Below are 24,433 nucleotides of genomic sequence, written 5' to 3'. Positions count from 1 at the left end.
TCTCCGGGAGAGCATTGCGTGACCCTCACTCTGCATCAATTTCCTCCGGGAGAGCATTGCATGACCCTCACTCTGCATCGATTTTCTCCGGGAGAGCGTTGTGTGACCCTCACTCTGCATCGATTTTATCTGCGAGAGCGTTGTGTGACCCTCACTCTGCATCAATTTTCTCCGGGGGAGCGTTGCGTGACCCTCATTTTGCGTCGATTTTATCCGGGAGAACATTGCATGACCCTCACTCTGCATCAATTTCCTCCGAGAGATGGTTTTGACAGTTCAGAATAACATATATCCTTTTCAGCTAGGTAATGCTAAAAGTGAACGAACGGGTGGATATAACCGCTTTGTTCATATATACCATGGCCATTTACTTAGACTAATCCGGTTGTGCCATCGCTAAAAAGATACTTGGACTTATAAGAAAAAATCCTCGGTGCTGAATAAATGGGCACCGAGGATTGGAAAATTAGGGGAGGGGGGTGTGTTTCGATTTCAAAGGAGCGGGCTGATGATTCTAAAGCTTGATACGACGCCATATGCAGCGCGGAATAAGGGCCCAAAGGCGGGTGAATATATTCCAGCGCCAATCTATTATGGCAACATGACGCTTCCGGCGAATGGCTTTCCAAATGCAGCGGGTGGCATGAGGAATGGTCATCAGCATTGGATAGTCGTCGCCAACCAAAATCTCGGTACTCACGAAACCGGGACGAATGTCGGTGAACGAAATTCGGAGTCCGCGTTTGTTAGCCAGTTGCTCAAGAGCTTCGATGTAGGTTTTTTGCAGAGCCTTACTGGCCGAATAGGCCGGGACGGTGCCGAGGCCTTTCGTTCCGGCAACCGATGAGATGCTAACAATGTGTCCGCTTCCTTGGGCGGCAAAATAGCGATAGGCCTCGCCGATGGTGCGTGTGAATCCCATAACGTTTGTAGTCATGGTTGCCATTTCGGTTTCTTCTTCCAGGTCGGGGTTGCGTTTACCTATTCCGACGGAGTAGATGAAGAGGTCCATACCGCCTAATTTCTCGATGAGTTGCCTGAGTTGTTGTGTCGCCTCGGGCTTTGTAACGTCTAGTTTCTGGGCGATAACCTGCTGTGGCGATTTGTTTTGAATTTCTTCTAGCCGTTCTGTTCGTCGGGCGGCAATTCCGAGCATCCAACCGTCGCTGAGCAACAGTTCTGCGAGTCCTCTTCCCAATCCGGAAGATGCTCCGATGATTATACACCTTTTCATAATACGTTATAATTAGGGATGTGTTTTTATTCGGCGTTGCGCATCTGCAAGAGCAGTTCCTTTTGTCGTTCGGAAAGATGCGTGGGCAGTTTCACGTTGTATGTTATTATGAGGTCGCCAAATGTTCCGTCGCCCCTGTCGTAACCCTTTCCGCGTAATCGTACTTTGGAGCCGCCCTGCGTGAGGGGTTTCACTTTGAGTTTCACTTTCTGTCCGCTTGCGAGTTGGATAATCACTTCTCCTCCTAGCATTGCGGTGTAGATGTCTATACCGACGTTCGCCTCCATTTGTCCGGTGTTTTGCCGTTTAAAACCGCCGTAGTCGTCGGTCTGGGCTGTGTGCCGTTTCGTTCCGCCTCCGAACAGGTCGCGGAAGAAGCTGCTGAATCCGCCTCCTCCCGAGCCGAATCCGCTAAAGTCGAATCCTTCGAAAGGATTGGCTCCTCCGCCGTTCCATTGATATGTTCCGCCTGAACCAAATCCTTGTGCCGCGCCCCCGAAAGCATCGGCGCTTTGCCATTTCTCACCATACTTATCGTATTTGGCTCGCTTTGCCGGGTCGGAAATCACTTCATAGGCTTCGTTGAGCGCCTGGAATTTGGCTTTTGCCTTGGGGTCACTCGGGTTGAGGTCGGGATGGAATTGTTTTGCCCGCTTGCGATATGCGGCTCGTACATCTTTCTGGGGTATGTTTTTGTCTACACCCAATATCTTGTAATAATCTATGAATGCCATTGTTTTATTCTCCTTTTCTTTTCAGAACATTTTACAAACTACATGCCATCAGTCCATTCGCGAGCGATAATCTTCATAGGTGAATCGCCGTAGCGTTTCGAGTTCTCCGTCGGCATGCAGCAGAGCTATGTCGGGATGTGGTATGCCATTGAACATATTTGTTTTCACGGTGGTGTAGTGCAGCATATCTTCGAAGATGATGTTTTCGCCCACCTGTAAATCGTGGTCGAATTGCCAATAGCCCATCCAGTCGCCGCTTAGACAACTGTTTCCGCCGAGTCGATAAACCCGCGGAGAGCGAGCGTTGGTATCGTCGACGATTTTGGCACGACGAACCTCGGGCTGATAAGGCATCTCAAGGCAGTCGGGCATATGACAGGTGAAACTCACGTTGAGAATTGCCGTTTTTATTCCGTCGTGCTCCACGATATCGACAATCTGGCTCACTAACTCGCCAGTTTGCCAGGCGAAAGCGCTCCCGGGTTCCATTATTATTTTGAGGTGCGGGTATCGTTGGCGGAAACCTGTCAGAATGTCTATCAGATTCTGAATGTCATAATCTTTTCGGGTCATGAGATGCCCGCCGCCGAAGTTCATCCATTCAACTTGCTCGAGCCACGGGCTGAATCGCGCCTCGAAATGCTTGAGAGTTCTGGCAAACACGTCGCTCCCGCTCTCGCAATGACAATGAATGTGGAAGCCTTTCACATCGTCGGGAAGTTTTTTCGGAAGCTTATCGGAAGCAATTCCGAATCGCGTTCCTGGAGCGCATGGATTATACAGCAGCGTGGCCACTTCAGAATATTCCGGGTTCAACCGTAGCCCGATGCTTATATCTCTGTTTGCCTGCCGAACCTGTTCGCGAAAACGCTCGTATTGGCTCATCGAATTAAATACTATGTGCGACGAGCAACGCGCAATCTCCTCGATTTCGCTATCCTCGTAGGCCGGCGAAAACGTATGCGTGGGCGCCCCGAATTCCTCGAAGCCCAATCGCGCTTCGTTCAACGACGACGCTGTAGTTGCACCGATATATTCGCGAAAAATCGGAAAGGTTCTCCAAAGCGCATAAGCCTTGAAAGCGAGGATTATTTCAACGTCAGCCAAACGGCTCACGCGACTAATTATTTCGAGATTCCGACGCAGTTTTGTTTCGTTCAAGATATAGGTCGGACACGCTAGCTCTGAATAAGTTTCGGGATTAATCTTCATGTTTGCAAATGTAATTATAACTCTATGCAGATGAAGTATATTCCACCTTTAATTGTCAACATATAATACAGAATCTATACCTTTGCCGGCACAAAAACAAGCATAAAATTTTTAAGAAAAAATGAGCGACAGCAACTCCTTTCTAGTGTTTTCCGGCACAAAAACAAGATATCTTGCAGAGAAAATCTGTGCCAGTTTGGAATGCCCTCTTGGCAATCTTGCAGTGACACGATTTTCAGACGGCGAATTCGTAGTATCCTACGAACAAAGCATCCGAGGCAAAGACGTATTCCTTGTTCAAAGCACATTCCCAAATTCCGACAATCTCATGGAACTCCTACTCATGATTGACGCGGCTAAAAGAGCATCGGCACGAAACATAATAGCCGTTATGCCTTATTTTGGATGGGCCAGACAAGACAGAAAAGACAAACCGCGCGTTAGCATAGGAGCTAAACTAGTGGCCGACCTGCTAAGCGTGGCTGGAGTGAACCGAATTATGGCGATGGATTTACACGCCGACCAGATTCAAGGATTCTTCGACGTGCCCGTTGACCATCTTTATGCAAGCGGAGTGCTGCTGCCATATCTGCAAAGCCTTAGACTGAAAGATTTGGTAATTGCAAGTCCTGACGTAGGCGGCTCGAAACGCGCCAACACATACGCGAAATACCTCGGATGTCCCCTAGTTCTCTGCAACAAAACACGCGTAAGGGCCAACGTTGTCGACAGCATGCAAATCATTGGTGATGTGAAAGACAAGAACGTCGTGATAGTAGACGACATGGTCGACACCGCCGGAACCATAACCAAAGCTGCCGACATCATGAAGGCCGCCGGAGCTAAAAGCATTCGCGCCTGTGCATCGCACTGCGTGATGAGCGGTCCAGCAACCGAACGCGTTGAAGCCTCATCGTTAGAAGAGATAGTATTCACCGATTCTATTCCCTACACCGACAGATGTTCTAAGGTTAAACAAATTTCGGTAGCCGACATGTTCGCCGAAACGATAAATCGAGTTGTTCGCAACGAGAGCATCTCGAGTCAGTATTTAATCTAGCGCTATGACACACAAATAAAGAAAGTTCATAGGGCCACTTACATAATTTTACTCTTCTATCAAAAAGGCCTGACGCTATACTCGGTGTCGGGCTTTTTTATTTTTACGCGAGTTCGGTTTAGTAGAGACTCCCACTCGAGCGTTCCGCTGTTTACTATACATTGGTGGGTCCTCGTAGGCTGAAGCAGATTCTTAAATCGAACTCACGTATTTTTAGTCGTAAAACTATGTGTCCATATGGATAAAGACCTGCGCGCATCTATTCTTTGAGCGTGCAGGTCTTTAATTATTAATTTAAAACAAGAGATTTGGAATTAAGAATCGTCTTGATGGCAATGCTTATCGACGCCATGGGTCGTCGCGCCGGTTGGGAAGGCGGTCGAACTCTACATTGAGTGATATTACGTTTTGCTTATCCTCTCCCCATTGATAGGTTACACCGCCGCCGATGCGATCCATGAAACGGGTATCAACTCGGTTGCCTAAACCGTAAGCGTTATATGGCGAGTAAGGAGTATAGGCGTATATGCCGTAGCCGCCGAACCATGGGGCAACATTATTTGAGTTGAATGCTTTCTGTACGAAAGCATATGCGCTCCAGTTTTCGTTGAATCGGTAGGCAAATAGGGCATTTACTCCGGCTACGGTGTAGTTCTCGCCGCCGAAGGTCGTATTGTTTAGATATCCGCCCACAGCTAGGGTTGCTTTGGACGAAAGGTTGCTTACGTACATTAAGGATACGTCCTGTGCGAATCCAGCTCCGGAAACAGGGCTATCGCCTAGATTGGCAAAAACCGAAGCCGATATATTTACGTTGAGTCCCTGATGGAGAGACCACCATGAATAAGGATAATAATATGGATTGGCAAATCGTGAAATGGTGGGAGTAACGGTTTGCGAGTTGATGTCGACCGGTGGCAAGTTGTTTGCAATTTGTGCCTGTTGCTCGCGGTCTTCAGCCAATCGTTTGGCATATTCTTTTTCAGCTTCGGTGGCCTCGCGTGGTCCTTGTAGGGTTCGCGATTCGATGGGCTTTATTACAGTGTCGGTTGTGTTTTGCGAATAAACCGAAGCGCTGAAAACGAGGAATAATATGGAGGGAAGTATTCTTTTCATAATGTTGCAAAATTAGTTTGCGACATTTCCATCGGCGAAAAAATTAGAACTAATTAGAGTTTATTGAGTTGGCTGTGAGTTCTCCTGCGCTGGCTTCATGATAACGGGTGGGTCGGTTGTGAATAAGAATACGGTTGCACTGTGGAAAACCAGTCCGGGCAAGAGGGTTGTTTCGACGGGTGTATCTCCGGCTTTATAGCCGCAGGAAAGTGGTTGAAAGGATATTCCGGTGCTGGCTGGGCCGTGAGAGTTTATGCGCAATGTGGGCTCACTGGTATAGACGGTCATGGCGCGGCCGCTCTGGGCGTCGAAGAGGATTGCGGCGGGGCGACGTATGTCGTCGGGATGTTTGAGCTGGAAGGCGTGATGATATCCGTTGTCGAGCCATCCGATTCGTTCGCCTAGTTCGTGTGGGTGGATGAAATTCATCGCGGTGTGTTTGACGCTTTCTAGCTTACCGGTAGGGCGGCCGGATGGGTCGGAGGTGTTTATGTGTCGCGAGTCGAGCCAGAGATGTTCTTTAAGAATCGAACGATTGCAGTCGCCTGTTAGGTTGAAAACGATTCCGTTGGTTATTCTGAGTTCGGTGGGGTGTTTGCATGTTATCCGGTAATCGATATCAAGGGCGTTTTGGTCGGTTAGCGTATAAACCACGGTGACGGTTGTTTCGCCTTTGTCGATGCTGCATCTCATCGAAATTGTTTGGTTATCGGCTGCTGTTACTTCCCATATTTTTCGGGCCAGTTCATGGTTTTTCGTTTCGCCAAAACCAAAGATGGTTGCTCCGAGAGTAGGATTTTGTTCGTAGTCTTCGGGTTGTGCATAGCCTTTTACTATAGGTTCGAGGCGCCCGTTCCAATTGTGGGCAGTGAGGCGCATAAGTCGCGCACCGTAGTTGGTTATTACGGCTTCCATACCGTTGCTGTTGACAAGTTTCATTGTTTTCTTCTCTTGTGCTGCAGATGCGATGGTTGCTAGGCAAAGTAAGAGGGTTAGAATAGAGTGCTTCATTGTATTTTTTCAAATTGAATAGTTCGTATTTATGCGCTATTTCACAGTACCTGAAATCTGTATCCTATCGTTACTTGGAACATGTTGTTTCTGGCTGCTCCGAGCGACGGTTCAGAGTTAGTATCGCCCTTTCGGAGTCGCAGCATGGAGATGCAGTAGCGCATGTCAATCTGCCATTTCTGCCATTCATAGCTCATACCGAGCGGAATGAAGAAGTCGCCGTTTCTGGTTTTATCTTTCATGTTAGTTTTTGCTTCATCTTTCAGTCGGACGTTCGAGCTGAGTAGTTGCGAGGTTTTAAGTCCGGTGTATAGACTCCATCTGCTGAACCGCCGGGGATACCATCTCACAAGATAGCTAGTGTTGAAATATTGCAGGCTGTAGGAATACGGGCCTTTACCCGAACCACCATAAACTCCACTTGTTCCTTGCTGGGTGTATTCTACCTCCACGCCCATGGCTAAATTCTTTGTGATAAACATCTCGACCAATACTCCGAGAACTGGGCCTAGCTTCGGATCTCCTTTTAGTCCTGGCATATTCGAAACATTCAGTCCTACTTTAGGTACAACATATGTATCCCACTGCTCGTGCTCGTCGGGCAAGCTGTTGTTTTGTTTTATGGCTTCTTTGACGTCTTCGAATCCTTCTTTAATGGTTTGTTTTATACGCTCTTTGTTACGCTCATTCACAATCTGCGCCTGGCTGTTCATGGTGCATAGCAAGATGATGGCGAGCAAAAAATATTTTTTCATTTTATCCTTGTTTTACTGCAAAGATACGGACTACTGTCCTTAAATTTGCATAAATTTCTATCGGACAAGAGACGAAATCTTAATTGAATAACTAAAGAATGAAAGCATTAGAAAAGATTTTCAATTGGTATTTCTCAAGAAATGCTTTGCCATATTGGGCAGTTCTAGCGGTTGATTGTTTAATTTGCTATCTCTCCGGAATATTCGTGTTTTGGCTCTACTATCATGGAGCTGTCACGTTGGGCAACTTGGGCATCCTTTCGAAAACCATATTGGTTTACATGATATTCAATTTTATCGGCTTTAAGGTTTTCCACACTTATGCCGGCATAATCCGTTACTCATCGTTTATCGATCTGCAGAGAGTGAGCTTCGCAATGCTGCTCTCGCTTATCATAGCTGAAGTGATGCACTATCTCATCTACGACTGGGACTTTAGATTCGTTAGACTTGAAGGCCGACAAATTGTTCTGATGTATCTCATTGCAACCATTGGAATGATTGCATTTAGAGTAGTAGTGAAATCGATTTATGACATGATGTTCAACGTCAACAAAGGTATGCGGACTCTCGTTTACGGCGTCAAAGAGGGCGGAATAGGCCTGGCCAAGAATATACGAAACGAAAAGCCTAGCCGATTTCGCCTTAAAGGATTCATCGCCCACGACGCTTCACTGCAAGGACGTATTCTTATGGGCGAAAGAGTGTATATCGTCGACGATAAGTTCGAAGAAAATCTACGACATCTTGGCATACAGGCTGTACTCGTGTCACCATTGCAAAACGAACGATTCCGTGCTGATAATCGTTTGCAGGATATACTAATTAACGCTGGCATACACATATTCATGACAGCCCAAACAAAAGAATGGAAAGCCGACGACGATATGCTTGTTCAACTAAAAGAAATAAGTATTGAAGACCTCCTGCCGCGCGACGAAATAAAGGTAGACCTCGAATCTATTGGCCGACTTCTATCTGGCCGACAAATCATGATAACCGGCTCGGCCGGCTCCATAGGTTCTGAAATGGTTCGGCAAATAGCTATTTACAAACCGGCTCAACTTATTCTTATAGACCAAGCCGAAACACCACAGCATGATATACGCCTGATGATGCACTTTCGCTGGCCCGATATCAAGGTGGAAACTATTGTAGCCAATATAGCGAATCAGGAACGAATGGAAAAAATTTTTAAAAACTATAGGCCAGAATACGTCTTCCACGCTGCAGCTTACAAGCACGTGCCGATGATGGAAGATAACCCATCAGAAAGTATACAGAACAATATTGGCGGAACAAAGATTATAGCTGACTTGAGTGTGAAATATGGTGTCAAGAAATTCGTCATGATTTCAACCGATAAAGCTGTCAATCCTACTAATGTTATGGGTTGCTCCAAACGTATATGCGAAATCTATTGCCAGAGCCTCAACCGAAAACTCCAGACTCAATCACCAGACTATACCCAATTTGTCACCACCCGATTCGGAAACGTTCTGGGTTCGAACGGCTCAGTCATTCCTCTCTTTGAACGGCAAATACGTGCTGGCGGTCCAGTCACCGTAACCGATCCACATATAATTCGCTTTTTCATGCTTATACCCGAAGCCTGCAAACTAGTTCTTGAAGCAGGAACACACGGCAAAGGCGGAGAAATATTCGTTTTCGATATGGGAAAACCGGTCAAAATTGCCGACCTCGCCAAACGAATGATAAAACTCTCGGGCGCCGAACATGTTAAGATAGAATATACCGGACTACGAGCTGGTGAAAAGCTCTACGAAGAAGTTCTAAGCACAACCGAAAATACACTACCTAGTTTTCACGATAAAATAAGGATAGCCCAGGTGCGCGAGTACGACTATGAAACTGTGAATCGCCAAATCAAAGATCTCATCTTTCTTAGTAAGCAATATGATGATATGGCCATCGTTCGCATGATGAAAAATATTGTCCCCGAGTATGTGAGCAATAATAGTAAATATTCCATTCTCGATTCTCCTTCCACAAAATGACTTCTCTACGACATGCAAACAAAGCTCCCCATTAATAGTTTTGTAGAGCCTTTTGTGACAGTGGGGAATAGAGTTTACCGAGATCATCTAAAAAATATAACCTTATATATACGAATAAAATTAAACGACTATCATTCTGGAAATTAAAAGCATATCGCTATCAGTATTATGGAATATCAGAAGAAAAACATTTTGTCGATAGAATTTGGCAGTACAAGTTATTTTCCCTTACTTTGCAGCCGTAAATAGATTGTAAAATTATATCTTTTAAATATTAATTCTTAATTCAGAGAGACATGAAAAAGTTAGTTTTAATGTTGGCTGTCGCTTCTATGACAGCTTCTGTTTCAGCCCAGACTGTTTCAGAGAGCAAGACTTTTGATAACTTCTACGTTGGTATAAACGGCGGAGTTGCAACAAAAACAACCGGTCATAAATGGATGAGCGACCTTAACCCGAACGCTGGTGTTCGTGTTGGTCGTTACTTCACTCCTGTATTCGGTCTGGCAGTTGAAGGAAATGCTTATTTCTCAAACAAGCCTTGGGCTTCTACCGGTACTTTTGTTCGTGCTGTCAACACTCAATTGTTGGCTACTATAAACTTCAGTAATTGGTTTGGTGGTTACCAAGGAGAACCTCGTATGTTCGAAGTTAGCGCTGTTTACGGCTTAGGTTGGGCTCATACATTCCGTGCTACTGGTAAACATGCGATGAATTCTCGTTATGCAGACCGGTACTTTATGAATAAAGCTTATGAGCCTGCAAATCGCATGACTTCTAAGGTTGGTATTGACTTCCAGTTCAATCTCGGTAAGGAGAAAGAATGGCAGGTTTATGTTGAACCTTCTATCAACTATGCTTTCCTTGGACAAGCTGCTGCTGATGATGGTAACTATATTTTCAGCGCACGTTATGGCTTCAAATCCTACACGAACAATGATCAGCCTGCTTACAACATCCACAATTCTTTTGTTCAGTTGAACGCCGGTATCATTTACAAGTTCAAGAACTCTAATGGTACTCATAACTTTACAATCGTTGTTCCGCGTGATCAAGCTGAAATCGATGCTTTGAATGCACAGATTAATGAGCTTCGTAACCGTAAGCCTGAAGTTATTACTAAGGAAGTTGTCAAGGAAGTTGCAGCTCCAGTTAAGCAAATCAACGTCTCAGACCTAGTATTCGTAACATTTGCTCAAGGTAAATTCGATCTCACCAAAGAAGCTAAAGCAGCTCTTAACGGTGTTAAAGAAGGTAGCCATGTACAGATCGTTGGTACTGCTTCACCTGAAGGTGGTGCTGAAATTAACCAGAGACTGTCTGAGAATCGTGCAAATGTTGTTGCCGACTACCTTAAGACTCGTGGTGTGATTGTTGACGAAGCTGTAGGTAAGGGTGTTCAAGGTAATACTTCGAACCGTCTTGCAGTTGTTTACGTTCGATAAATCAAGTTAGTCAGAAAAAAGTAAATAAGAATTTAAAAGAATAATTGAACGTCCCCGGTGTTTTAACAACACCGGGGATTTTTTAATTACTCTTTTTGAAACATATAGTTACACAAAAAATCAACTAGAAAGAAACAATAGCATAAATGGAGAAGCTATCTAAAATTGGGAGATACAACTTCCTTGCAGAACCTTTTCATTGTGACCTCAATAATAACCTCTTCATTGGACATCTTGGTAATCATCTACTGAACGCAGCCGATTTCCATAGCAGTGATAGAGGTTACGGTATGGCATATTTGAATACTATTCACAGAACATGGGTATTAAGTCGTTTAGTCATTGAACTAAATCAAATTCCCAAAGCGTATGAAAAGTTTATTGTCGAGACATGGATTGATAGCGCTATGCGCTATTTCACTAGTCGGAATTTCAAGATAACCAATAACGACGGAAGAATCTTTGGTTACGGGAAAAGTATTTGGGCTATGATCGACACAGAAACCAGACAGCCGAGCGATATTCTTTCCGTTCGTGAAGGATTAATAAACGAATATGTCGACAAGGACTATCCTTGTCCGATTGTCAAACCATCGCGTGTAAAGATTGATGATAATGCTGAGTTGGTTAGGACCATTGAAACCCACTATAACGACGTAGATATAAATGGGCACATTAATTCAATCAAATACATCGAGCATGTGCTTAATTTGTGGGATGTAGATTGGTACAGAGAACATCAAATAAAACGTTTCGAAATTGCTTATACTAGCGAATCACATCAAGGCGATAGTCTTAGTTTTTACAGAACTTCATCTACAGATGAAGAGAATCAATACAATCTCAAAATAACCCGTTTTAAAAGTGGCCAAGAAGAGCTAGAAACGTGTCGTTGTAAGATCCTTTTCAGCTGAGTAAGAAATCATTTTGAAGATATATTCGGCATTTCTTATTACTTTTGCATACGACAATTCCATCAATAAAAGGATTCGAAATTGTACATATTGATTACAATTAAAAGCAAATAATCAAACTTATGAGTAAACAAACAGAAAAGATTAAGGCACTTGTGGCTAAACGCGAACAGGCACGCCTAGGCGGCGGAGAGAAAGCCATCGAAAAACAGCATGCACGCGGAAAATATACAGCCCGTGAGCGCATAGACATGCTTGTTGATAAAGGAAGTTTCGAGGAATATGATATGTTTAAAATACACCGTTGCCATAATTTCGGAATGGAGAAAAAGCAGTTCTTCGGCGACGGAGTTGTGGCGGGCTCAGCTACGGTCGATGGTCGACTTGTTTATGTATATGCTCAAGATTTCACTGTGAACGGTGGCTCGTTGTCAGAAACTATGGCCGAAAAAATATGTAAGATAATGGATATGGCCATGACAAATGGTGCACCTATCATATGTATGAATGACTCTGGAGGAGCACGTATTCAGGAAGGAATATCGGCTCTGGCTGGATATGGAGAGATTTTCGAGCGTAACATCCTGGCATCAGGTGTTATCCCACAAATATCTGGAATTTTTGGTCCATGCGCGGGTGGTGCAGTCTATTCACCGGCGCTCACCGACTTTATCGTCATGAAGGAGCAAACGAGCTATATGTTCCTAACCGGTCCAAAAGTCGTGAAAACCGTAACGGGTGAAGATATAGATGCCGAACATCTTGGTGGAGCTAGCGTACATGCTTCGAAGAGTGGAGTCACGAGCTTCACCGCTAAAACGGAAGAAGAGGCTATGGAAATGATAAAGGCTCTTCTTGTCTATCTTCCGTCGAACAATCGTGAAGAAGCCCCGAGAGTGGAATGCACCGATCCAATCGACCGTAAGGAAGAACTGCTGAATGAGATTATACCTGACGACCCCAACCAGGCCTATGATATGTATAAGGTGATTTCGGCAGTAACTGATAACGGCAAATTTTTCGAAGTTCAGCCCAAGTTCGCTAAAAATATCATCGTCGGCTTTGCCCATTTCAACGGACAAAGTGTAGGAATCGTAGCCAATCAACCGGCATCCTATGCCGGAGTACTTGATGTGAACGCCAGCCGAAAAGGTGCACGTTTCGTTAGATTCTGCGATGCATTCAATATTCCAATCGTGTCACTTGTCGACGTCCCAGGCTTTCTACCTGGCACAGGTCAGGAATATAATGCAGTCATTCAGCACGGAGCTCAATTGCTCTACGCTTACGGTGAAGCCACTGTTCCCAAGATAACTATAACTCTACGTAAGAGCTACGGTGGTTCGCACATCGTTATGGGATGCAAACAACTCCGTTCTGATTTGAATTTTGCATGGCCAAGTTCTGAAATAGCCGTCATGGGAGCATCGGGTGCTGTGGCTGTTCTGTGTGACCGCGAAGCCAGAAAGGTTAAGGAAGAAGGTGGTGACGTTCGTCAGTTTCTCGCCGAGAAAGAAGAAGAATACACGGAAAAGTTCGCCAATCCCTATCAAGCTGCACAATTCGGTTATATCGACGATGTAATCGAACCGCGTAATACTCGATTCCGTATTTGTCGCGGACTGGCTCAGCTGGCAAATAAAAAACAAAGTTTGCCAGCGAAGAAGCATGGCTGCATGCCCATGTAATAAATAAAAAATAATATTCTATGGACAAAAATATATATGCAGCTATTGCCGCCGCTCTATTCGAATTCGAAGGCAACAACGTGCACGACACCGAACCAGGATTCATCACCATCAAGCCGAAACAAACAATGTGGAGTGCCAAGTTTGAAATAATGACCCAGAAACCATAAAGCAAATGAAAGAGTTTAAATACATAATCGACGGAAAAGAATATAAGGTTGAAATCAACGAAATCGGCGACGATAACATCGCCAAGATAAATGTCAACGGAGAAGATTTCAAAGTGCAGCTCGACAAACCTGCTGAGCAACCAAAGAAAGTTGAATTAGGCAAGCCTGTTTCCGAAACAACCGACAATGCCGCCGATGAAGCAAAATCAGTAGAAATTAATTCATCCGCAGCCATAAAAGCTCCTTTGCCCGGCACGATAACCTCCATCGAAGTGAGCGTTGGTCAAGAGGTGAAAGCTGGCGACACTGTTGTGGTGCTTGAAGCGATGAAAATGCAAAATAACATTGAGGCCGAGAAAGATGGTAAGGTCACCGCGATAGTTGTCAAAGTTGGTCAGGCAGTATTGGAGGACGAACCGTTGGTTGTCATAGAATAATCCGTCCTCGAAGATTTCAAATAAAATCATATTGTTTCTTCTAATTATAAGGGGATGTGACAGTATTCTGTCACATCCCCTTTATTTGTCTCCGGCGAGAACAAGAATAAGTTTTTTTCGATGAATAAATATCGCAAAAGCCCGATTAGCAAGGCGTCCTAAATAAAATATAAATTCTTTGTGACGTCTTTTAAATAGCCTTACCTTTGCCACGCTTCGAAGCAAATACACCTTATATCATAATGACAAGAAATCGAAATAAAGCTCGCAATCGTCATAGTCTTCAATTAGTCACGTTGTGCATAAGCACGGCTATGGTGCTTATTCTTATAGGGATGGTTGTTCTGACCGTTTTCACCAGCAGAAATCTCAGTTCTTATGTTAAGGAAAACCTCACTCTCACGATGAATCTTCAACCAGACGTGACCGATGAGGAGGGAGTACAGCTGTGTGAATATGTCAAGAGATTGCAATACATCAACCATTTGGATTTCGTAAGCAAAGAAGAAGCAAAGAATGAAGTGACTAAAGAGTTAGGAGCCGACCCGACTGAATTTGTCGGTGAAAATCCTTGTACAGCCGAAATTGAGATACGGTTGAAAGCCAACTATGCCAATAATGATTCCATTAAACGCATTGCACTCGAATTGAAAGGACTACGAGGTGTGAGCGATGTAACCTATAGGCAAGACTTGGTTGAAAGTGTGAACCAAACCTTGCGTAAAATCGGTTTCGTGTTGCTAGTCATTGCAGGTTTACTCACTATTATTTCATTTTCGCTCATCAACAATACCATTCGGCTGAGCATTTATGCTCGCCGCTTCTCCATTCACACAATGAAGCTGGTTGGTGCGTCATGGAGTTTCATTCGAATGCCGTTTCTCAAGCAAGCTGTTAGTGAAGGGTTCATATCGGCTATGATTGCAATTGTTTCGCTTGGCATCGGAATGTATTTCCTCTACGACTATGACTCAGAAATCAGCGTTGTACTCAATTGGGAAGTGATGTTCATAACAGCTTTAGTTATGTTGGCTTTCGGCATACTTATCACTGTTTTCTGCGCTTGGCTTTCGGTGAACAGATTTTTGAGAATGAAGGCAGGCGATCTTTATAAGATTTAAGTTTAAACACATACATATCTGCCGGGTCTCGGAGAATCTTGATTCCGAATCCCGGCTAATCATTTTCTTATGGACAAAAAGAACTTAGCATTCGGAAAGACCAACTATATATTGTTGGCAATCGGTATGGCTGTAGTGGTCATTGGGTTTATCCTAATGAGCGGAGCCAGTTCCAACGAAACCACTTTTAATCCAGAAATATTCAGCGCACGCCGAATAAGTGTTGCTCCCGTTGTGACCTTTATCGGATTCATTTCCATAATCGGAGCAATCATTTATCGCCCGAAAAACGAAGAGGGTACAAAGGAATAAATGACACTTATTCAAACTATAATCATTTCAATTGTCGAGGGACTTACCGAGGCACTACCCATTTCGTCGACCGGGCATATGATTATCACGCAGCATTTGCTGGGTGTTCCGCAAAACGATATGTTTGTGCATTCTTTCACGTTCATTATCCAGTTTGCGGCAATTCTTTCGGTAGTACTCCTTTATTGGAAACGTTTTTTCAGACTCAACACGTCACCGGCTCCAGAGGGAAGTAATGCGCTGCAGATTCTGCTTCACAAGTTCCGTTTTTATTGGTTGCTCGTTGTGGGCGTTATTCCGGCGGTAATTATAGGCTTTGCAGCAAAGAAAAGCGGACTACTGGATTGGCTTCTCGATTCCGTTTGGGTAGTGGCTGTGATGCTTGTTGTGGGTGGAGTATTTATGCTTTTCTGCGATAAACTTTTCAACAGTAAGGATAACGAAAAGAATGAGGTTGACGAGCATAGAGCCTTTAAGATAGGTTTGTTTCAATGCCTGTCGGTTATTCCCGGAGTGAGTCGCTCGATGGCGACCATTGTAGGTGGAATGGCAAGCGGATTGAGTCGCAAACGTTCGGCCGAATTTTCATTTTTTCTCGCAGTTCCCACGATGGCAGGTGCAACATTGCTCGACGTGCTCGACCTACTCAAAGGCGACGCTACATGGGCAACCGGCCACAATGTGTTTTTGCTTCTTGTGGGATGCGCCGTTTCGTTTGTTGTTGCCCTTTTTGCGATGAAATGGTTTGTTGCCTTCCTCACAAAATACGGTTTCAAGGCTTTCGGATGGTATCGAATCATCGTGGGCGGCATAATCCTCATAATGCTGCTATCGGGAGCATCCTTAAACATGATAGGATAACCACACTTATATGAACTTCAAGGAAGGAGTCCTTATTCCAATCGATAAGCCCTATAGCGTGAGCAGCTTCAAAGCCTTGGCCCACATTAGGTACCTCTGCACTCAGGCCAACAACGGAAAAGTTAAGATGGGCCACGCCGGAACGCTCGACCCTCTTGCAACCGGAGTGCTAGTGCTTGTTACAGGCAAGATGACCAAGCAAATAGAAACTCTCCAGGCACACACCAAGGAATATGTCGCAACTCTGCAACTCGGAGCAACCACCCCCAGTTACGACATGGAGCACGAGGTTAACGAAACATTTCCAACCGAGCACATCACCCGTCAGCTTATTGAAGAAACCATCCCCCAGTTCGTGGGTAACATTCAACAAATTCCCCCAACCTACAGCGCCGTTAAAGTGAACGGAAAGCGCGCATTCGATTATCGCCGCAAAGGAAAAGACGTTCAGCTCAGCGCAAAGAACATTCGCATAGACGAAATAGAAATAATCCAGTTCGACGAAACAACAATGCAGCTCTCATTGCGCGTTGTCTGCGGAAAAGGCACCTACATCCGGGCACTAGCACGCGACATCGGGCGAGCACTCGAAAGCGGAGCCTATCTAACAGCCCTCCGACGCACACGCTCCGGAAACATAAGCATTGAAAACTGCATCAGCTACGAGCGATTCGAAGAATGGCTAAACCAACAAACAATAAAAAAGGAGATATAAGAATACATGAAACTATCGCAATTTAATTTCACCCTGCCCGAAGAACAAGTGGCACTTTACCCACACGTATCCGAAAGAATACACAAACTCGCCGACGGAACCACCAAAACATTCAAAGTGACCCGACGCGACGAAGCACGATTGATGGTGCTGCACCGCAAATCACAGAAAATCGACAAGTTCAAAAGAGACTCCAGAGGAAGAATTAAAAAAGGAGAGTACATCAGATTCAAAGACGCACTCGACTACTTCACCGAAGGCGACACTTTCGTACTCAACGACACAAAAGTATTTCCAGCAAGGCTCTACGGAACAAAAGAAAAAACCGATGCCAAAATCGAAGTGTTCCTTCTTAGAGAACTAAACGCCGACATGCGGCTCTGGGATGTGCTCGTAGAACCCGCACGAAAAATCAGAATCGGAAACAAACTCTTCTTCGACGACACAGGGTCAATGGTGGCCGAAGTGATTGACAACACAACATCGCGCGGACGAACACTCCGATTCCTATACGACTGCTCGCACGAAGAATTCAAACGCGAACTCTTCACACTGGGCGAAGCACCGCTACCGAGATACATCATCGACAAACGGCCCAAAGCCGACGACGAGCAATTCGCACATGCCGATGCCGACGACATCATCAACTTTCAAACCGTATTCGCAGCAAACGAAGGAGCAGTCACAGCACCCGGAACAAACCTGCACTTCTCAGAACAAATGATGAAAATCATGGAACTGCGCGGAATGGGAACAGCATTCGTCACACTCCATTGCGGACTCGGGAACTTCCACGAAATAGAAGTCGAAGACCTCACAAAACACAAAATGGACTCTGAAGAAATGCACATCAACGCAAAAGCCTGCGAAGTGGTAAACCGAGCAAAAAGAGCCGGAAAACACATCTGTGTTGTTGGAGCAAGCATGCTCAAAGCAACCGAAACAGCAGTCGGAACCGACAAAATGTTGAAGGAGTACGATGGATGGACAAACAAATTCATATTCCCCAAATACGAATTTGGTCTTGCCGACACCATGCTCGTCAACTTCTATCAGCCATTCTCAACCGCACTCATGGCAACAGCAGCCTTTGCCGGCTACGACCTCGTCATGGAAGCCTATAACCAGGCAGTCCAAGACGGCTACCGATTCGGATGTTTCGGCGACTCGATTCTCATCTTAGACGATTGACCCACATGCAGAAAGAATCAACAACCGAACAGCACAAAGTCTATCTCGGTCTAGGGTCGAACCTCGGCAACCGCAAAGCAATCATGCGAGAGGCCATCGAAAAAATAAACGAAAAGGTTGGCGCCGTTGTGCGCCAATCATCGTTTTATGAAACCGCCCCCTGGGGCTACGAAAGTCCAAACAAATTCATCAACGCCTGCATCCGCATCGACTCCCCCCTCGCTCCTCACGACCTCCTGGAAACCACGCAAAAAATTGAACACGAACTGGGACGCGTACACAAAACCAGTCTTAATCGCTACGAAGACCGAATAATCGACATCGACATCCTTCTCTACGACAACCTGGAAATAAGCGAGCCCGACCTCCAAATTCCCCACCCACTCATGTACAAGCGCGATTTCGTTATGCGCCCGCTAAAAGAAATCCTCTAAAACCTCATCACACCATTCTATACGCGAGTTCGGTTTGACGGAGAACTCCCACTCGGCCGTTAGCCCGCATGTAGGGACAGACCCCGTGTCTGTCCGCCCCTGACCGGATGAAATATTGCTATGCGGTCGGTCCGGACCGAATTGGCATTGTGTATCGGACAGACACGGGGTCTGTCCCTACATGCGGCCTATCGGCCGAATTGGCTTGGGTGGCAGAAGAGTTTGTGATATCGGGATGTCGGGCTCCTCTTCGGATGTGGTTTCTATCATCTTCTGTTTCCAAGTCTTATCATTTCTCGACGTTTTTCGGGTCAACACGATTAAAAACAAGGTTGATTATACGTGGAAAAAGGTCGGCAGCCGTGATTTTTGTCAATATTCACTTGCATAAAGACATATAGAGAAGTTTTATGTCAATATTCACTTGCATAAAGACATATAGAGAAGTTTTATGTCGATATTCACTTGCATAAAGGCATATAGAAAAGTTTTATGTCGATATTCACTTGCATAAAGACATAAAATCTTATTTTTGTATCTGTAGAATAGTTTGTAAATAGATGCTCTTCGACCTTATAAATAGAAATATGAGAATAAAGAATATTAGAATAGGATTGCTCCACAACATGGAGCATTATGAGTTTGCCGGGCACGTGTTGACCATGGCGAGGGAGGCGAATATCAAGAAAATTAATCCGTTGCTGCCAGAACTTGAGCGAGCTATCGCGGCAGAGCAGAAGGCGCTCGCTCCGCCTGTGAAATTAGAGGGGACGGAGGATGTGCAGCGGCTCGACAAGGAGCGCGATAAGGCCTATAAGGCGCTGAAGATGATGGTGAAAGTGAAATTGCTCGACGCCGATAAAAATATGGTGTCGGCAGCCGAAAGATTGAACGATGTGTTGAGGAAATATCCTCGGGCGGCGGTGGAAAACTACAGTCAGGAGAGCGGGATGATTCATGGTTTGGTGAAAAATTTCCGGTCGGACGAGCGTGCGGCTGATGTGGCGCTGACGGGGATTATGCCGGCCGTGATTCGGCTCGACAAGGCTAATGAGGAGTTCGGGAGGTGCTATCTCGAGCGTTATAAGAAGAATGTTATGCCGGGCACGTTCAACATGAAATTGCTCCGTGCCGATGTTGACAATGTTCTCCGGGCGATTGTTCGGCGTATGGATTCGCTCGACGATTTGGAGCCCGATACGCCGGGATTGACTGGATTGATAACCGAATATAACGCGGTGATAGACGGTTGGCTGATACTTCTTGCACGTCGTCGGGGCACGAACCGGGCGGCTCGCGAACGTAAGCTGGATGGTTATGCGGCCATGCTTGCTCCGCTTATTCCGGAGCTGGAGAGCGAGTTGGGATTATCGTCGGGCTCGCTTGTGTTCGGTCGCGAGGTTGTGGGCGGCGCTCGCCGGCGACATTATCGGCTGGTTTCTTCTTCGGGCCAAATATGGGTTCTGATTAAGAAGGGTAGGCTGGTGGTGGATAATCCCTAGAGTGGGGGAAGATATTATAAGGAAGCGGGCGTGTCAAAATACTGACACGCCCGCTTTTTTATCGGCCGAATTGGCGTTGGTCGTTATTCTATTTCGTTTGGTTGGAAGGATATGGAGTAATAGCCCAGTTGGTAGATGTCGGCAATATCGAATTGCGCCATAACTTTCTTTTCTTTATTCACGAAGGTGGGCAGGGCCGAGGCTTTGGGTCTGTATTCATAGCCATTGGCGGTGAGATATTCCGTAAGATAGGGGGCGCGTATTATGAGTCGGTTGAATGTTATGGCGAAGGCTGCGAAATATTTGCCGGCGTCTTCCATCAGCAGAATTTTCGGGAAATCTGTGGAGTTGGTGTTCACGATGATGCCCATTTCGTTTGTCTCTTCGCTCACGTAGTAGGGCTGTTTGCGGTATTCAACGAGGATTTCGTTGAGTGTTTTGGTGCCGAACTCAACGATTGGCATCGGCAGGTTCACTGTTGCGGGTGGGATGCTTCCGGTTAGGTCGGAGTAAGCATAGTGCATTTGTGGTTCGAAGGTGCCTTTGCCTTCGGTTTTGTCGGTCATCAAAACATAGCAGGCCGAGCGCAACGAGTCGTTGTAATAAATGGTGTAGCCCTCGTTATCGGTCATGCCGGTGTACCGATATTGCAGCGTTTTGAGATATGCGGTTAGGTCGGCCGGCGTTGGTATATTCTGTGGGTTGACGTAGAGCGATGCCTCTTCGAGCTTCGATTTGGTTTGTACGTCGAACCAATATTTTATCGAGGGCCATTGTTCGTTGCCCGTTTTGTAGATGTATATTCCGTTGGTTGGTTTGGAGTTTTCGTTATCCAGCAAATGCCCCAGGCGCCTGGAGAAGAGTTGGAGCAATTCGAGCGGTGCATGATATCCGTTGAAGGGCATCCATGCGCCTGTTTTGTCGTCGTTGAGGAGGGCGATGCGAGTCCACGATTCTGGCGATTCGTTGTATTCGCCGAAGAAATATTCCGAATTGTTGTCGATGAATATGACTGTTTTCGATGTTTTGTTTGCATAGACCTCGATTTCGGAGTTGCGCGAGGCTTCGGGTTGCAAGGCATATCCGTTGGCGCGCAGGGTGGCTTTGAAGGCGTCTTCTTTGCCGGCGGGAATGTTGCATTTGGCGTATTTATAGGCCTTTGTTTCGTCGAAGGTGTAAACCCAGTTATATGTTTTGCCGTTTTCGGTTTTTGTGATTGAAAGGTGGGTGTCATCGGTTTTACCGACGGTGAATCCGCGTGCCTGTTCGGCGGCCATCAGGTCGTTTATGCTTGCTCCGAATTGCGTTGCCGGCATTGGCATTTCGGCTGGAGTGACGGTGGGGTCGGTTTTGTCGTCGTTTTGGAAGAACACTAGGCTGTCTACTTCAGAGGCATGGAAAACTTGCTTCTTTCCATTTTTATAGATATACACGCCTTGTGCTGATGTTCCTGTCGTGCCGAGAATGAAGAGCAGGAGGGCGAGTGTTTTAATTACTTTCATAACTTATTCTGCTTTAAAAATTAGAGGCATTGCCATTTTGGTTTGAACGGGTCGGCCGTTTTCGGTGCCGGGATTCCAGTGGGGCATTTCGTTGATTAGTGCTATTGCTTTGCGCTTGTAATCGTCGGCGCAGGCATTGAGGATTTGTTTTTGCCTGGCGGGTTTTAGCTTCGCGAACTTTGGCGAATGAGCTTCGAGCCGGTTAACCCTAACTATTCGCGCGCCGGTTACGCTGCCGTCGGCTTCGACATTAAAACTGATGTTGAATTTCATTTCAACCTGCATTTTTTTTGGTTCGTTGTGAAGGTGAGCGTCCGGGCGAGATATTCCATCATGGCCTGCTGTCCGCCGGGATATTCGGGCATTGTCATTGTGAATGGTTCGGGAGGATTGATGCGATTGCCCATTTCTTCGAGTTTTGCCTTGAGCTTTTCGATTTCAACAGTGCCGAGAATTATTTTTCCCGATGGATCGATGAGATACATCGCCGGAATCCAGTCGATGTGGTATAGTCGGTCGATGAAGGTTTCTTTTTTCCACTTTTTAAGTTCGCTTACCTGTGTCCAGTTCATTTGATATTTGTCCCAGAAGGTGCGCACCCACGCGTCTTTGTCGGTGTCGAAGGATATGCCGATGAAAGCCACGTTTTGGTCGCGGAACTCATCGTACAGAGCCTTCATTGCTGGAATATCTTTTCGGCAATCCGGGCACCATGAGGCCCAGAAGTCGAGCACGACATATTTCCCGGCGTATGAGTTTAGTTTGATGTCTTTTCCGTCGTGTGTTTTGAGTGTGAAATCGGGTGCTTTGGTTCCCGGTTTGAGCATGTTTGTGGCATATCGTGCGTCGAGGTCTTGCGTCGTGTTGGTTGCCGTTTGCGCCGTTGCACCTAGTGCTATTGCGAGCGCAAGAGTTGTTGTGAGAATTAATTTCTTCATGTTTCTTCGTTTTATGTTGTTCTGAATTTTTGGGCCGAGTTGGGGGATTGTCGGGCCGGTTGCAAATTTACGGCGCGACGGATGGATAGATGCCAACGGTTCATATTTTTTCAATCGTGAGTGTTTGGTCGCAGTATTCAATCACTGCGGGCCGATGGGTTATGAATATCACGGTTTTGTTTTGTTGGGCGAGCAGATTGCGAAGCAGCTGGCGTTCGGTATCGGGGTCGAGAGCCGAGGTTACCTCGTCGAGCAGCATTATGTTTCGGTTGCGAAGCAGGGAGCGAGCTATGGCTATGCGTTGTGCCTGACCTTCGCTGAGTCCGCCGCCTTGTTCGGAGCAGGGGGTGTCGAGTCCTAGCGGAAGAGCGAACACAAAGTCGGCGCAGCTGGTTTGGAGGGCTTGTTGGAGTTCGTCGTCGGTGGCGTTGATTTTGCCCAGCAGAAGGTTTTCGCGAATGGTGCCGCTCATGAGGGTGTTGCCTTGCGGAACGTAAACGAAGTTGGTGCGCAGGCGCGGACTAAGTTCGTAGTTTTTCTTTCGGTTGTAAATGGTGGCTCGTCCGTTTTGCGGTTTCAGCAGGGCCAGAATTATTCGTACAAGGGTGGTTTTTCCCGAACCGGTTTCGCCGAGTATGGCGGTGCACGAACCTGGTGGAAAATTGAATGTTAGATTGCGAATTACATTGCCCTCGTCGTCTTGATAGGCGTACGAAACATTTTCGAGCCGTATTCCGCAAGGGCCGGAGAGTTCGATTGGTTCGCCCTGTTCTTCGAGCGGATTTTCTTCGAGTTCCATGAGTCGTTCGGCGGCTGTGAACACCGACACAAACGAGGGGATGAGTTTGGTGAGTTGGCGGGCCGGACTCTGAATGCGATTGACGAGTTGGAGAAAGGCCGTCATTCCGCCGAAGGTGAGTGTGCCGGCCGACATGCGTATGGCTGCCCAGGTGAAGGCGGTGAGATAGCCCAGCGAAAAGCCGAGATTGAGAATCAGATTCGAGAATACGGAGAATTTCGTTCGTCTCACCACTTTGTTTCGCAGTTCGCTTTGTGTGTCTTCGAGTTTACCCACGGCGGCGATGTTGCTTTCGAGGGTTTTGATTAGCATGCGGTGCTGGATTGTTTCCTGAAGAACGCTCTGCACTTTAGAATCGGAATCGCGCACTTCGCGGGTGAGGCTGCGCATCTTCCTCACATAAATCTTACTGAAAATCACTACCACCGGAACCATAATCACAATCGTCACGGCCAGTCGCCAATCCATCATCAGCAGATAGAGAAATGCGCCCACGAACAGGGCGAGTGTCGAGATGGAGTTTGGAATAACCTCGGTGAGGAAGTTGACGACGTTCGTCACGTCGATTTCCAATCGGTTGAGCACGTCGCCCGAGTGGAAGCTTTCTCGCCCGTGCCATTCCGAGCGCAGAATGCGGTCGAGCAGTTGCTGTTGCATTCGGTTCTGGGCTTTTATTCCGAGGATATTTCTAATCCACACGGAGGATATGTTCAGAGCGAAGTCCATCAATATCAGTCCGGCCATAATTGCCACGGCGGCGTAGATGTTGCCTTCGGTTACGCCGGATGCTACGTCGATTGCATTCTTCACGGCCCACACGGAGAAGAGCGACACGGCTACCGAGAGTATTCCGATGGCTGCGTTGAGTGTGGCTTGCAGTCTGTTGCCTCGCCATGCCAGCCACAGCCATCGGAAGATTACGTTCGATGAATATTTTGTTTCGGGGATGCGAAAGATGTGCTTCAGCTTTGATTTTATGTTCATGTTATTTGTTTTTGCGTCAGCGGACTGGAGTTTGTCTCAAACAGAGTCTGTTTTGCGTCAGCGGGCTGGAGTTTGTCCCAAACAGAGTCTGTTTTGCGCCAGCGGGCTGGAGTTTATCCCAAACAGAGTCTGTTTTGTGCCAGCGGGCTGGAGTTTGCCCCAAACAAAGTCTGTTTTGCGTCAGCGGGCTGGAGTTTGTCCCAAACAGAGTCTGTTTTTGCGCCAGCGGACTGGAGTTTATCCCAAACAGAGTCTGTTTTGTGCCAGCGGGCTGGAGTTT

24 protein-coding genes are annotated in these 24,433 nt (G+C 46.3%); 14 read left to right on the top strand and 10 right to left on the bottom strand.

Annotated elements, in window-relative coordinates:
- Positions 1-514: 514 nt before the first annotated feature.
- From HMPREF9140_RS05690 to nspC, 3 genes are read right to left on the bottom strand one after another with little or no spacing between them, the layout of a single operon-like run.
- Positions 515-1,234, bottom strand: coding sequence for an SDR family NAD(P)-dependent oxidoreductase (locus HMPREF9140_RS05690; RefSeq protein ID WP_006952489.1), 720 nt, complete (start codon positions 1,232-1,234; stop codon positions 515-517).
- A 26-nt stretch (positions 1,235-1,260) separates the two neighbouring features.
- The gene (locus HMPREF9140_RS05685; RefSeq protein ID WP_006952488.1) at positions 1,261-1,968 is read right to left on the bottom strand and encodes a DnaJ domain-containing protein; all 708 of its coding nucleotides are present in this window, start codon (positions 1,966-1,968) and stop codon (positions 1,261-1,263) included.
- Positions 1,969-2,016: 48 nt separating this feature from the next.
- A complete protein-coding gene (nspC, locus tag HMPREF9140_RS05680; protein ID WP_006952487.1) occupies positions 2,017-3,180 on the bottom strand; it encodes a carboxynorspermidine decarboxylase in 1,164 nt (387 codons plus the stop codon).
- Positions 3,181-3,301: 121 nt separating this feature from the next.
- Here nspC and HMPREF9140_RS05675 point away from each other — a divergent pair, with 121 nt between their 5' ends.
- A complete protein-coding gene (locus HMPREF9140_RS05675) occupies positions 3,302-4,240 on the top strand; it encodes a ribose-phosphate pyrophosphokinase (protein ID WP_006952486.1) in 939 nt (312 codons plus the stop codon).
- 339 nt (positions 4,241-4,579) lie between these two features.
- Here HMPREF9140_RS05675 and HMPREF9140_RS05670 read toward each other — a convergent pair whose 3' ends face one another.
- The 3 genes from HMPREF9140_RS05670 to HMPREF9140_RS05660 are packed head-to-tail and all read right to left on the bottom strand — an operon-like array spanning position 4,580 to position 7,122.
- Positions 4,580-5,356 (bottom strand): hypothetical protein, encoded by a 777-nt coding sequence (locus HMPREF9140_RS05670; protein ID WP_006952485.1) that lies wholly within the window; start codon positions 5,354-5,356, stop codon positions 4,580-4,582.
- Between the two features lie 60 nt (positions 5,357-5,416).
- A complete protein-coding gene (locus HMPREF9140_RS05665; RefSeq protein WP_006952483.1) occupies positions 5,417-6,367 on the bottom strand; it encodes an aldose epimerase family protein in 951 nt (316 codons plus the stop codon).
- A gap of 41 nt (positions 6,368-6,408) precedes the next feature.
- Complete coding sequence (locus tag HMPREF9140_RS05660) at positions 6,409-7,122, bottom strand: outer membrane beta-barrel protein (protein WP_006952481.1); 714 nt, start codon at positions 7,120-7,122, stop codon at positions 6,409-6,411.
- 98 nt (positions 7,123-7,220) lie between these two features.
- Here HMPREF9140_RS05660 and HMPREF9140_RS05655 point away from each other — a divergent pair, with 98 nt between their 5' ends.
- The 13 genes from HMPREF9140_RS05655 to HMPREF9140_RS05600 all read left to right on the top strand — a co-directional run bounded on the left by HMPREF9140_RS05655 (position 7,221) and on the right by HMPREF9140_RS05600 (position 19,930).
- Positions 7,221-9,140, top strand: coding sequence for a polysaccharide biosynthesis protein (locus HMPREF9140_RS05655; RefSeq protein WP_006952480.1), 1,920 nt, complete (start codon positions 7,221-7,223; stop codon positions 9,138-9,140).
- A 296-nt stretch (positions 9,141-9,436) separates the two neighbouring features.
- Complete coding sequence (locus HMPREF9140_RS05650) at positions 9,437-10,585, top strand: OmpA family protein (protein WP_018572280.1); 1,149 nt, start codon at positions 9,437-9,439, stop codon at positions 10,583-10,585.
- 146 nt (positions 10,586-10,731) lie between these two features.
- Positions 10,732-11,499, top strand: a complete 768-nt coding sequence (locus tag HMPREF9140_RS05645) for an acyl-[acyl-carrier-protein] thioesterase (protein ID WP_006952476.1) — start codon at positions 10,732-10,734, stop codon at positions 11,497-11,499.
- A gap of 122 nt (positions 11,500-11,621) precedes the next feature.
- Complete coding sequence (locus tag HMPREF9140_RS05640; protein WP_006952475.1) at positions 11,622-13,187, top strand: acyl-CoA carboxylase subunit beta; 1,566 nt, start codon at positions 11,622-11,624, stop codon at positions 13,185-13,187.
- 20 nt (positions 13,188-13,207) lie between these two features.
- Complete coding sequence (locus HMPREF9140_RS10595; protein ID WP_006952474.1) at positions 13,208-13,357, top strand: hypothetical protein; 150 nt, start codon at positions 13,208-13,210, stop codon at positions 13,355-13,357.
- Positions 13,358-13,362: 5 nt separating this feature from the next.
- A complete protein-coding gene (locus HMPREF9140_RS05635; protein WP_006952473.1) occupies positions 13,363-13,794 on the top strand; it encodes a biotin/lipoyl-containing protein in 432 nt (143 codons plus the stop codon).
- 242 nt (positions 13,795-14,036) lie between these two features.
- Entirely contained in the window at positions 14,037-14,915 is an 879-nt protein-coding gene (locus HMPREF9140_RS05630) for a cell division protein FtsX (RefSeq protein WP_006952472.1), read from the top strand.
- A gap of 69 nt (positions 14,916-14,984) precedes the next feature.
- Positions 14,985-15,227 carry a DUF3098 domain-containing protein gene (locus HMPREF9140_RS05625; RefSeq protein WP_006952471.1) on the top strand — a complete coding sequence of 81 codons (243 nt, stop codon included), beginning with the start codon at positions 14,985-14,987 and terminating at the stop codon, positions 15,225-15,227.
- The gene (locus HMPREF9140_RS05620) at positions 15,228-16,088 is read left to right on the top strand and encodes an undecaprenyl-diphosphate phosphatase (RefSeq protein ID WP_006952470.1); all 861 of its coding nucleotides are present in this window, start codon (positions 15,228-15,230) and stop codon (positions 16,086-16,088) included.
- 10 nt (positions 16,089-16,098) lie between these two features.
- Positions 16,099-16,803, top strand: a complete 705-nt coding sequence (truB, locus tag HMPREF9140_RS05615) for a tRNA pseudouridine(55) synthase TruB (protein ID WP_006952469.1) — start codon at positions 16,099-16,101, stop codon at positions 16,801-16,803.
- A gap of 6 nt (positions 16,804-16,809) precedes the next feature.
- The gene (locus HMPREF9140_RS05610; RefSeq protein ID WP_006952468.1) at positions 16,810-17,994 is read left to right on the top strand and encodes an S-adenosylmethionine:tRNA ribosyltransferase-isomerase; all 1,185 of its coding nucleotides are present in this window, start codon (positions 16,810-16,812) and stop codon (positions 17,992-17,994) included.
- Between the two features lie 5 nt (positions 17,995-17,999).
- Positions 18,000-18,428, top strand: a complete 429-nt coding sequence (gene folK / locus HMPREF9140_RS05605) for a 2-amino-4-hydroxy-6-hydroxymethyldihydropteridine diphosphokinase (RefSeq protein WP_006952467.1) — start codon at positions 18,000-18,002, stop codon at positions 18,426-18,428.
- A 587-nt stretch (positions 18,429-19,015) separates the two neighbouring features.
- Positions 19,016-19,930: a DUF6261 family protein gene (locus HMPREF9140_RS05600; protein WP_244858982.1), complete on the top strand. Its 915-nt coding sequence runs from the start codon at positions 19,016-19,018 to the stop codon at positions 19,928-19,930.
- 83 nt (positions 19,931-20,013) lie between these two features.
- On the opposite strand, the gene HMPREF9140_RS05595 is transcribed toward HMPREF9140_RS05600, so the two are convergent.
- The 4 genes from HMPREF9140_RS05595 to HMPREF9140_RS05580 form a co-directional block, all read right to left on the bottom strand.
- On the bottom strand, positions 20,014-21,432 hold the full coding sequence (locus HMPREF9140_RS05595) for a hypothetical protein (protein WP_006952462.1): 1,419 nt from the start codon (positions 21,430-21,432) through the stop codon (positions 20,014-20,016).
- A 3-nt stretch (positions 21,433-21,435) separates the two neighbouring features.
- On the bottom strand, positions 21,436-21,705 hold the full coding sequence (locus HMPREF9140_RS10920; RefSeq protein WP_006952459.1) for a hypothetical protein: 270 nt from the start codon (positions 21,703-21,705) through the stop codon (positions 21,436-21,438).
- Complete coding sequence (locus HMPREF9140_RS05585) at positions 21,702-22,370, bottom strand: peroxiredoxin family protein (protein ID WP_006952457.1); 669 nt, start codon at positions 22,368-22,370, stop codon at positions 21,702-21,704. Before HMPREF9140_RS05585 ends, HMPREF9140_RS10920 begins: the two co-directional genes overlap by 4 nt.
- A gap of 100 nt (positions 22,371-22,470) precedes the next feature.
- Positions 22,471-24,153 carry an ABC transporter ATP-binding protein gene (locus HMPREF9140_RS05580; RefSeq protein WP_006952455.1) on the bottom strand — a complete coding sequence of 561 codons (1,683 nt, stop codon included), beginning with the start codon at positions 24,151-24,153 and terminating at the stop codon, positions 22,471-22,473.
- Positions 24,154-24,433: the final 280 nt, after the last annotated feature.

This window comes from Prevotella micans F0438, assembly GCF_000243035.1.
In the GTDB taxonomy this organism is placed as follows: domain Bacteria; phylum Bacteroidota; class Bacteroidia; order Bacteroidales; family Bacteroidaceae; genus Prevotella; species Prevotella micans.
This window is presented reverse-complemented; position numbering and strand designations above follow the sequence as displayed.

Bases quoted from the DNA above. Each gene is read 5' to 3' on its own strand.
- HMPREF9140_RS05690 (WP_006952489.1), bottom strand. From the start codon at position 1,234: ATGAAAAGGTGTATAATCATCGGAGCATCTTCCGGATTGGGAAGAGGA.
- HMPREF9140_RS05600 (WP_244858982.1), top strand. From the start codon at position 19,016: ATGAGAATAAAGAATATTAGAATAGGATTGCTCCACAACATGGAGCAT.
- HMPREF9140_RS10920 (WP_006952459.1), bottom strand. From the start codon at position 21,705: ATGAAATTCAACATCAGTTTTAATGTCGAAGCCGACGGCAGCGTAACC.
- HMPREF9140_RS05610 (WP_006952468.1), top strand. From the start codon at position 16,810: ATGAAACTATCGCAATTTAATTTCACCCTGCCCGAAGAACAAGTGGCA.
- HMPREF9140_RS05625 (WP_006952471.1), top strand. From the start codon at position 14,985: ATGGACAAAAAGAACTTAGCATTCGGAAAGACCAACTATATATTGTTG.
- HMPREF9140_RS05635 (WP_006952473.1), top strand. From the start codon at position 13,363: ATGAAAGAGTTTAAATACATAATCGACGGAAAAGAATATAAGGTTGAA.
- HMPREF9140_RS05660 (WP_006952481.1), bottom strand. From the start codon at position 7,122: ATGAAAAAATATTTTTTGCTCGCCATCATCTTGCTATGCACCATGAAC.
- HMPREF9140_RS05595 (WP_006952462.1), bottom strand. From the start codon at position 21,432: ATGAAAGTAATTAAAACACTCGCCCTCCTGCTCTTCATTCTCGGCACG.
- truB (WP_006952469.1), top strand. From the start codon at position 16,099: ATGAACTTCAAGGAAGGAGTCCTTATTCCAATCGATAAGCCCTATAGC.
- HMPREF9140_RS05675 (WP_006952486.1), top strand. From the start codon at position 3,302: ATGAGCGACAGCAACTCCTTTCTAGTGTTTTCCGGCACAAAAACAAGA.
- HMPREF9140_RS05650 (WP_018572280.1), top strand. From the start codon at position 9,437: ATGAAAAAGTTAGTTTTAATGTTGGCTGTCGCTTCTATGACAGCTTCT.
- HMPREF9140_RS05655 (WP_006952480.1), top strand. From the start codon at position 7,221: ATGAAAGCATTAGAAAAGATTTTCAATTGGTATTTCTCAAGAAATGCT.
- HMPREF9140_RS05620 (WP_006952470.1), top strand. From the start codon at position 15,228: ATGACACTTATTCAAACTATAATCATTTCAATTGTCGAGGGACTTACC.
- HMPREF9140_RS05665 (WP_006952483.1), bottom strand. From the start codon at position 6,367: ATGAAGCACTCTATTCTAACCCTCTTACTTTGCCTAGCAACCATCGCA.
- HMPREF9140_RS05685 (WP_006952488.1), bottom strand. From the start codon at position 1,968: ATGGCATTCATAGATTATTACAAGATATTGGGTGTAGACAAAAACATA.
- HMPREF9140_RS05630 (WP_006952472.1), top strand. From the start codon at position 14,037: ATGACAAGAAATCGAAATAAAGCTCGCAATCGTCATAGTCTTCAATTA.
- HMPREF9140_RS10595 (WP_006952474.1), top strand. From the start codon at position 13,208: ATGGACAAAAATATATATGCAGCTATTGCCGCCGCTCTATTCGAATTC.
- HMPREF9140_RS05580 (WP_006952455.1), bottom strand. From the start codon at position 24,153: ATGAACATAAAATCAAAGCTGAAGCACATCTTTCGCATCCCCGAAACA.
- HMPREF9140_RS05670 (WP_006952485.1), bottom strand. From the start codon at position 5,356: ATGAAAAGAATACTTCCCTCCATATTATTCCTCGTTTTCAGCGCTTCG.
- nspC (WP_006952487.1), bottom strand. From the start codon at position 3,180: ATGAAGATTAATCCCGAAACTTATTCAGAGCTAGCGTGTCCGACCTAT.
- HMPREF9140_RS05640 (WP_006952475.1), top strand. From the start codon at position 11,622: ATGAGTAAACAAACAGAAAAGATTAAGGCACTTGTGGCTAAACGCGAA.
- folK (WP_006952467.1), top strand. From the start codon at position 18,000: ATGCAGAAAGAATCAACAACCGAACAGCACAAAGTCTATCTCGGTCTA.
- HMPREF9140_RS05585 (WP_006952457.1), bottom strand. From the start codon at position 22,370: ATGAAGAAATTAATTCTCACAACAACTCTTGCGCTCGCAATAGCACTA.
- HMPREF9140_RS05645 (WP_006952476.1), top strand. From the start codon at position 10,732: ATGGAGAAGCTATCTAAAATTGGGAGATACAACTTCCTTGCAGAACCT.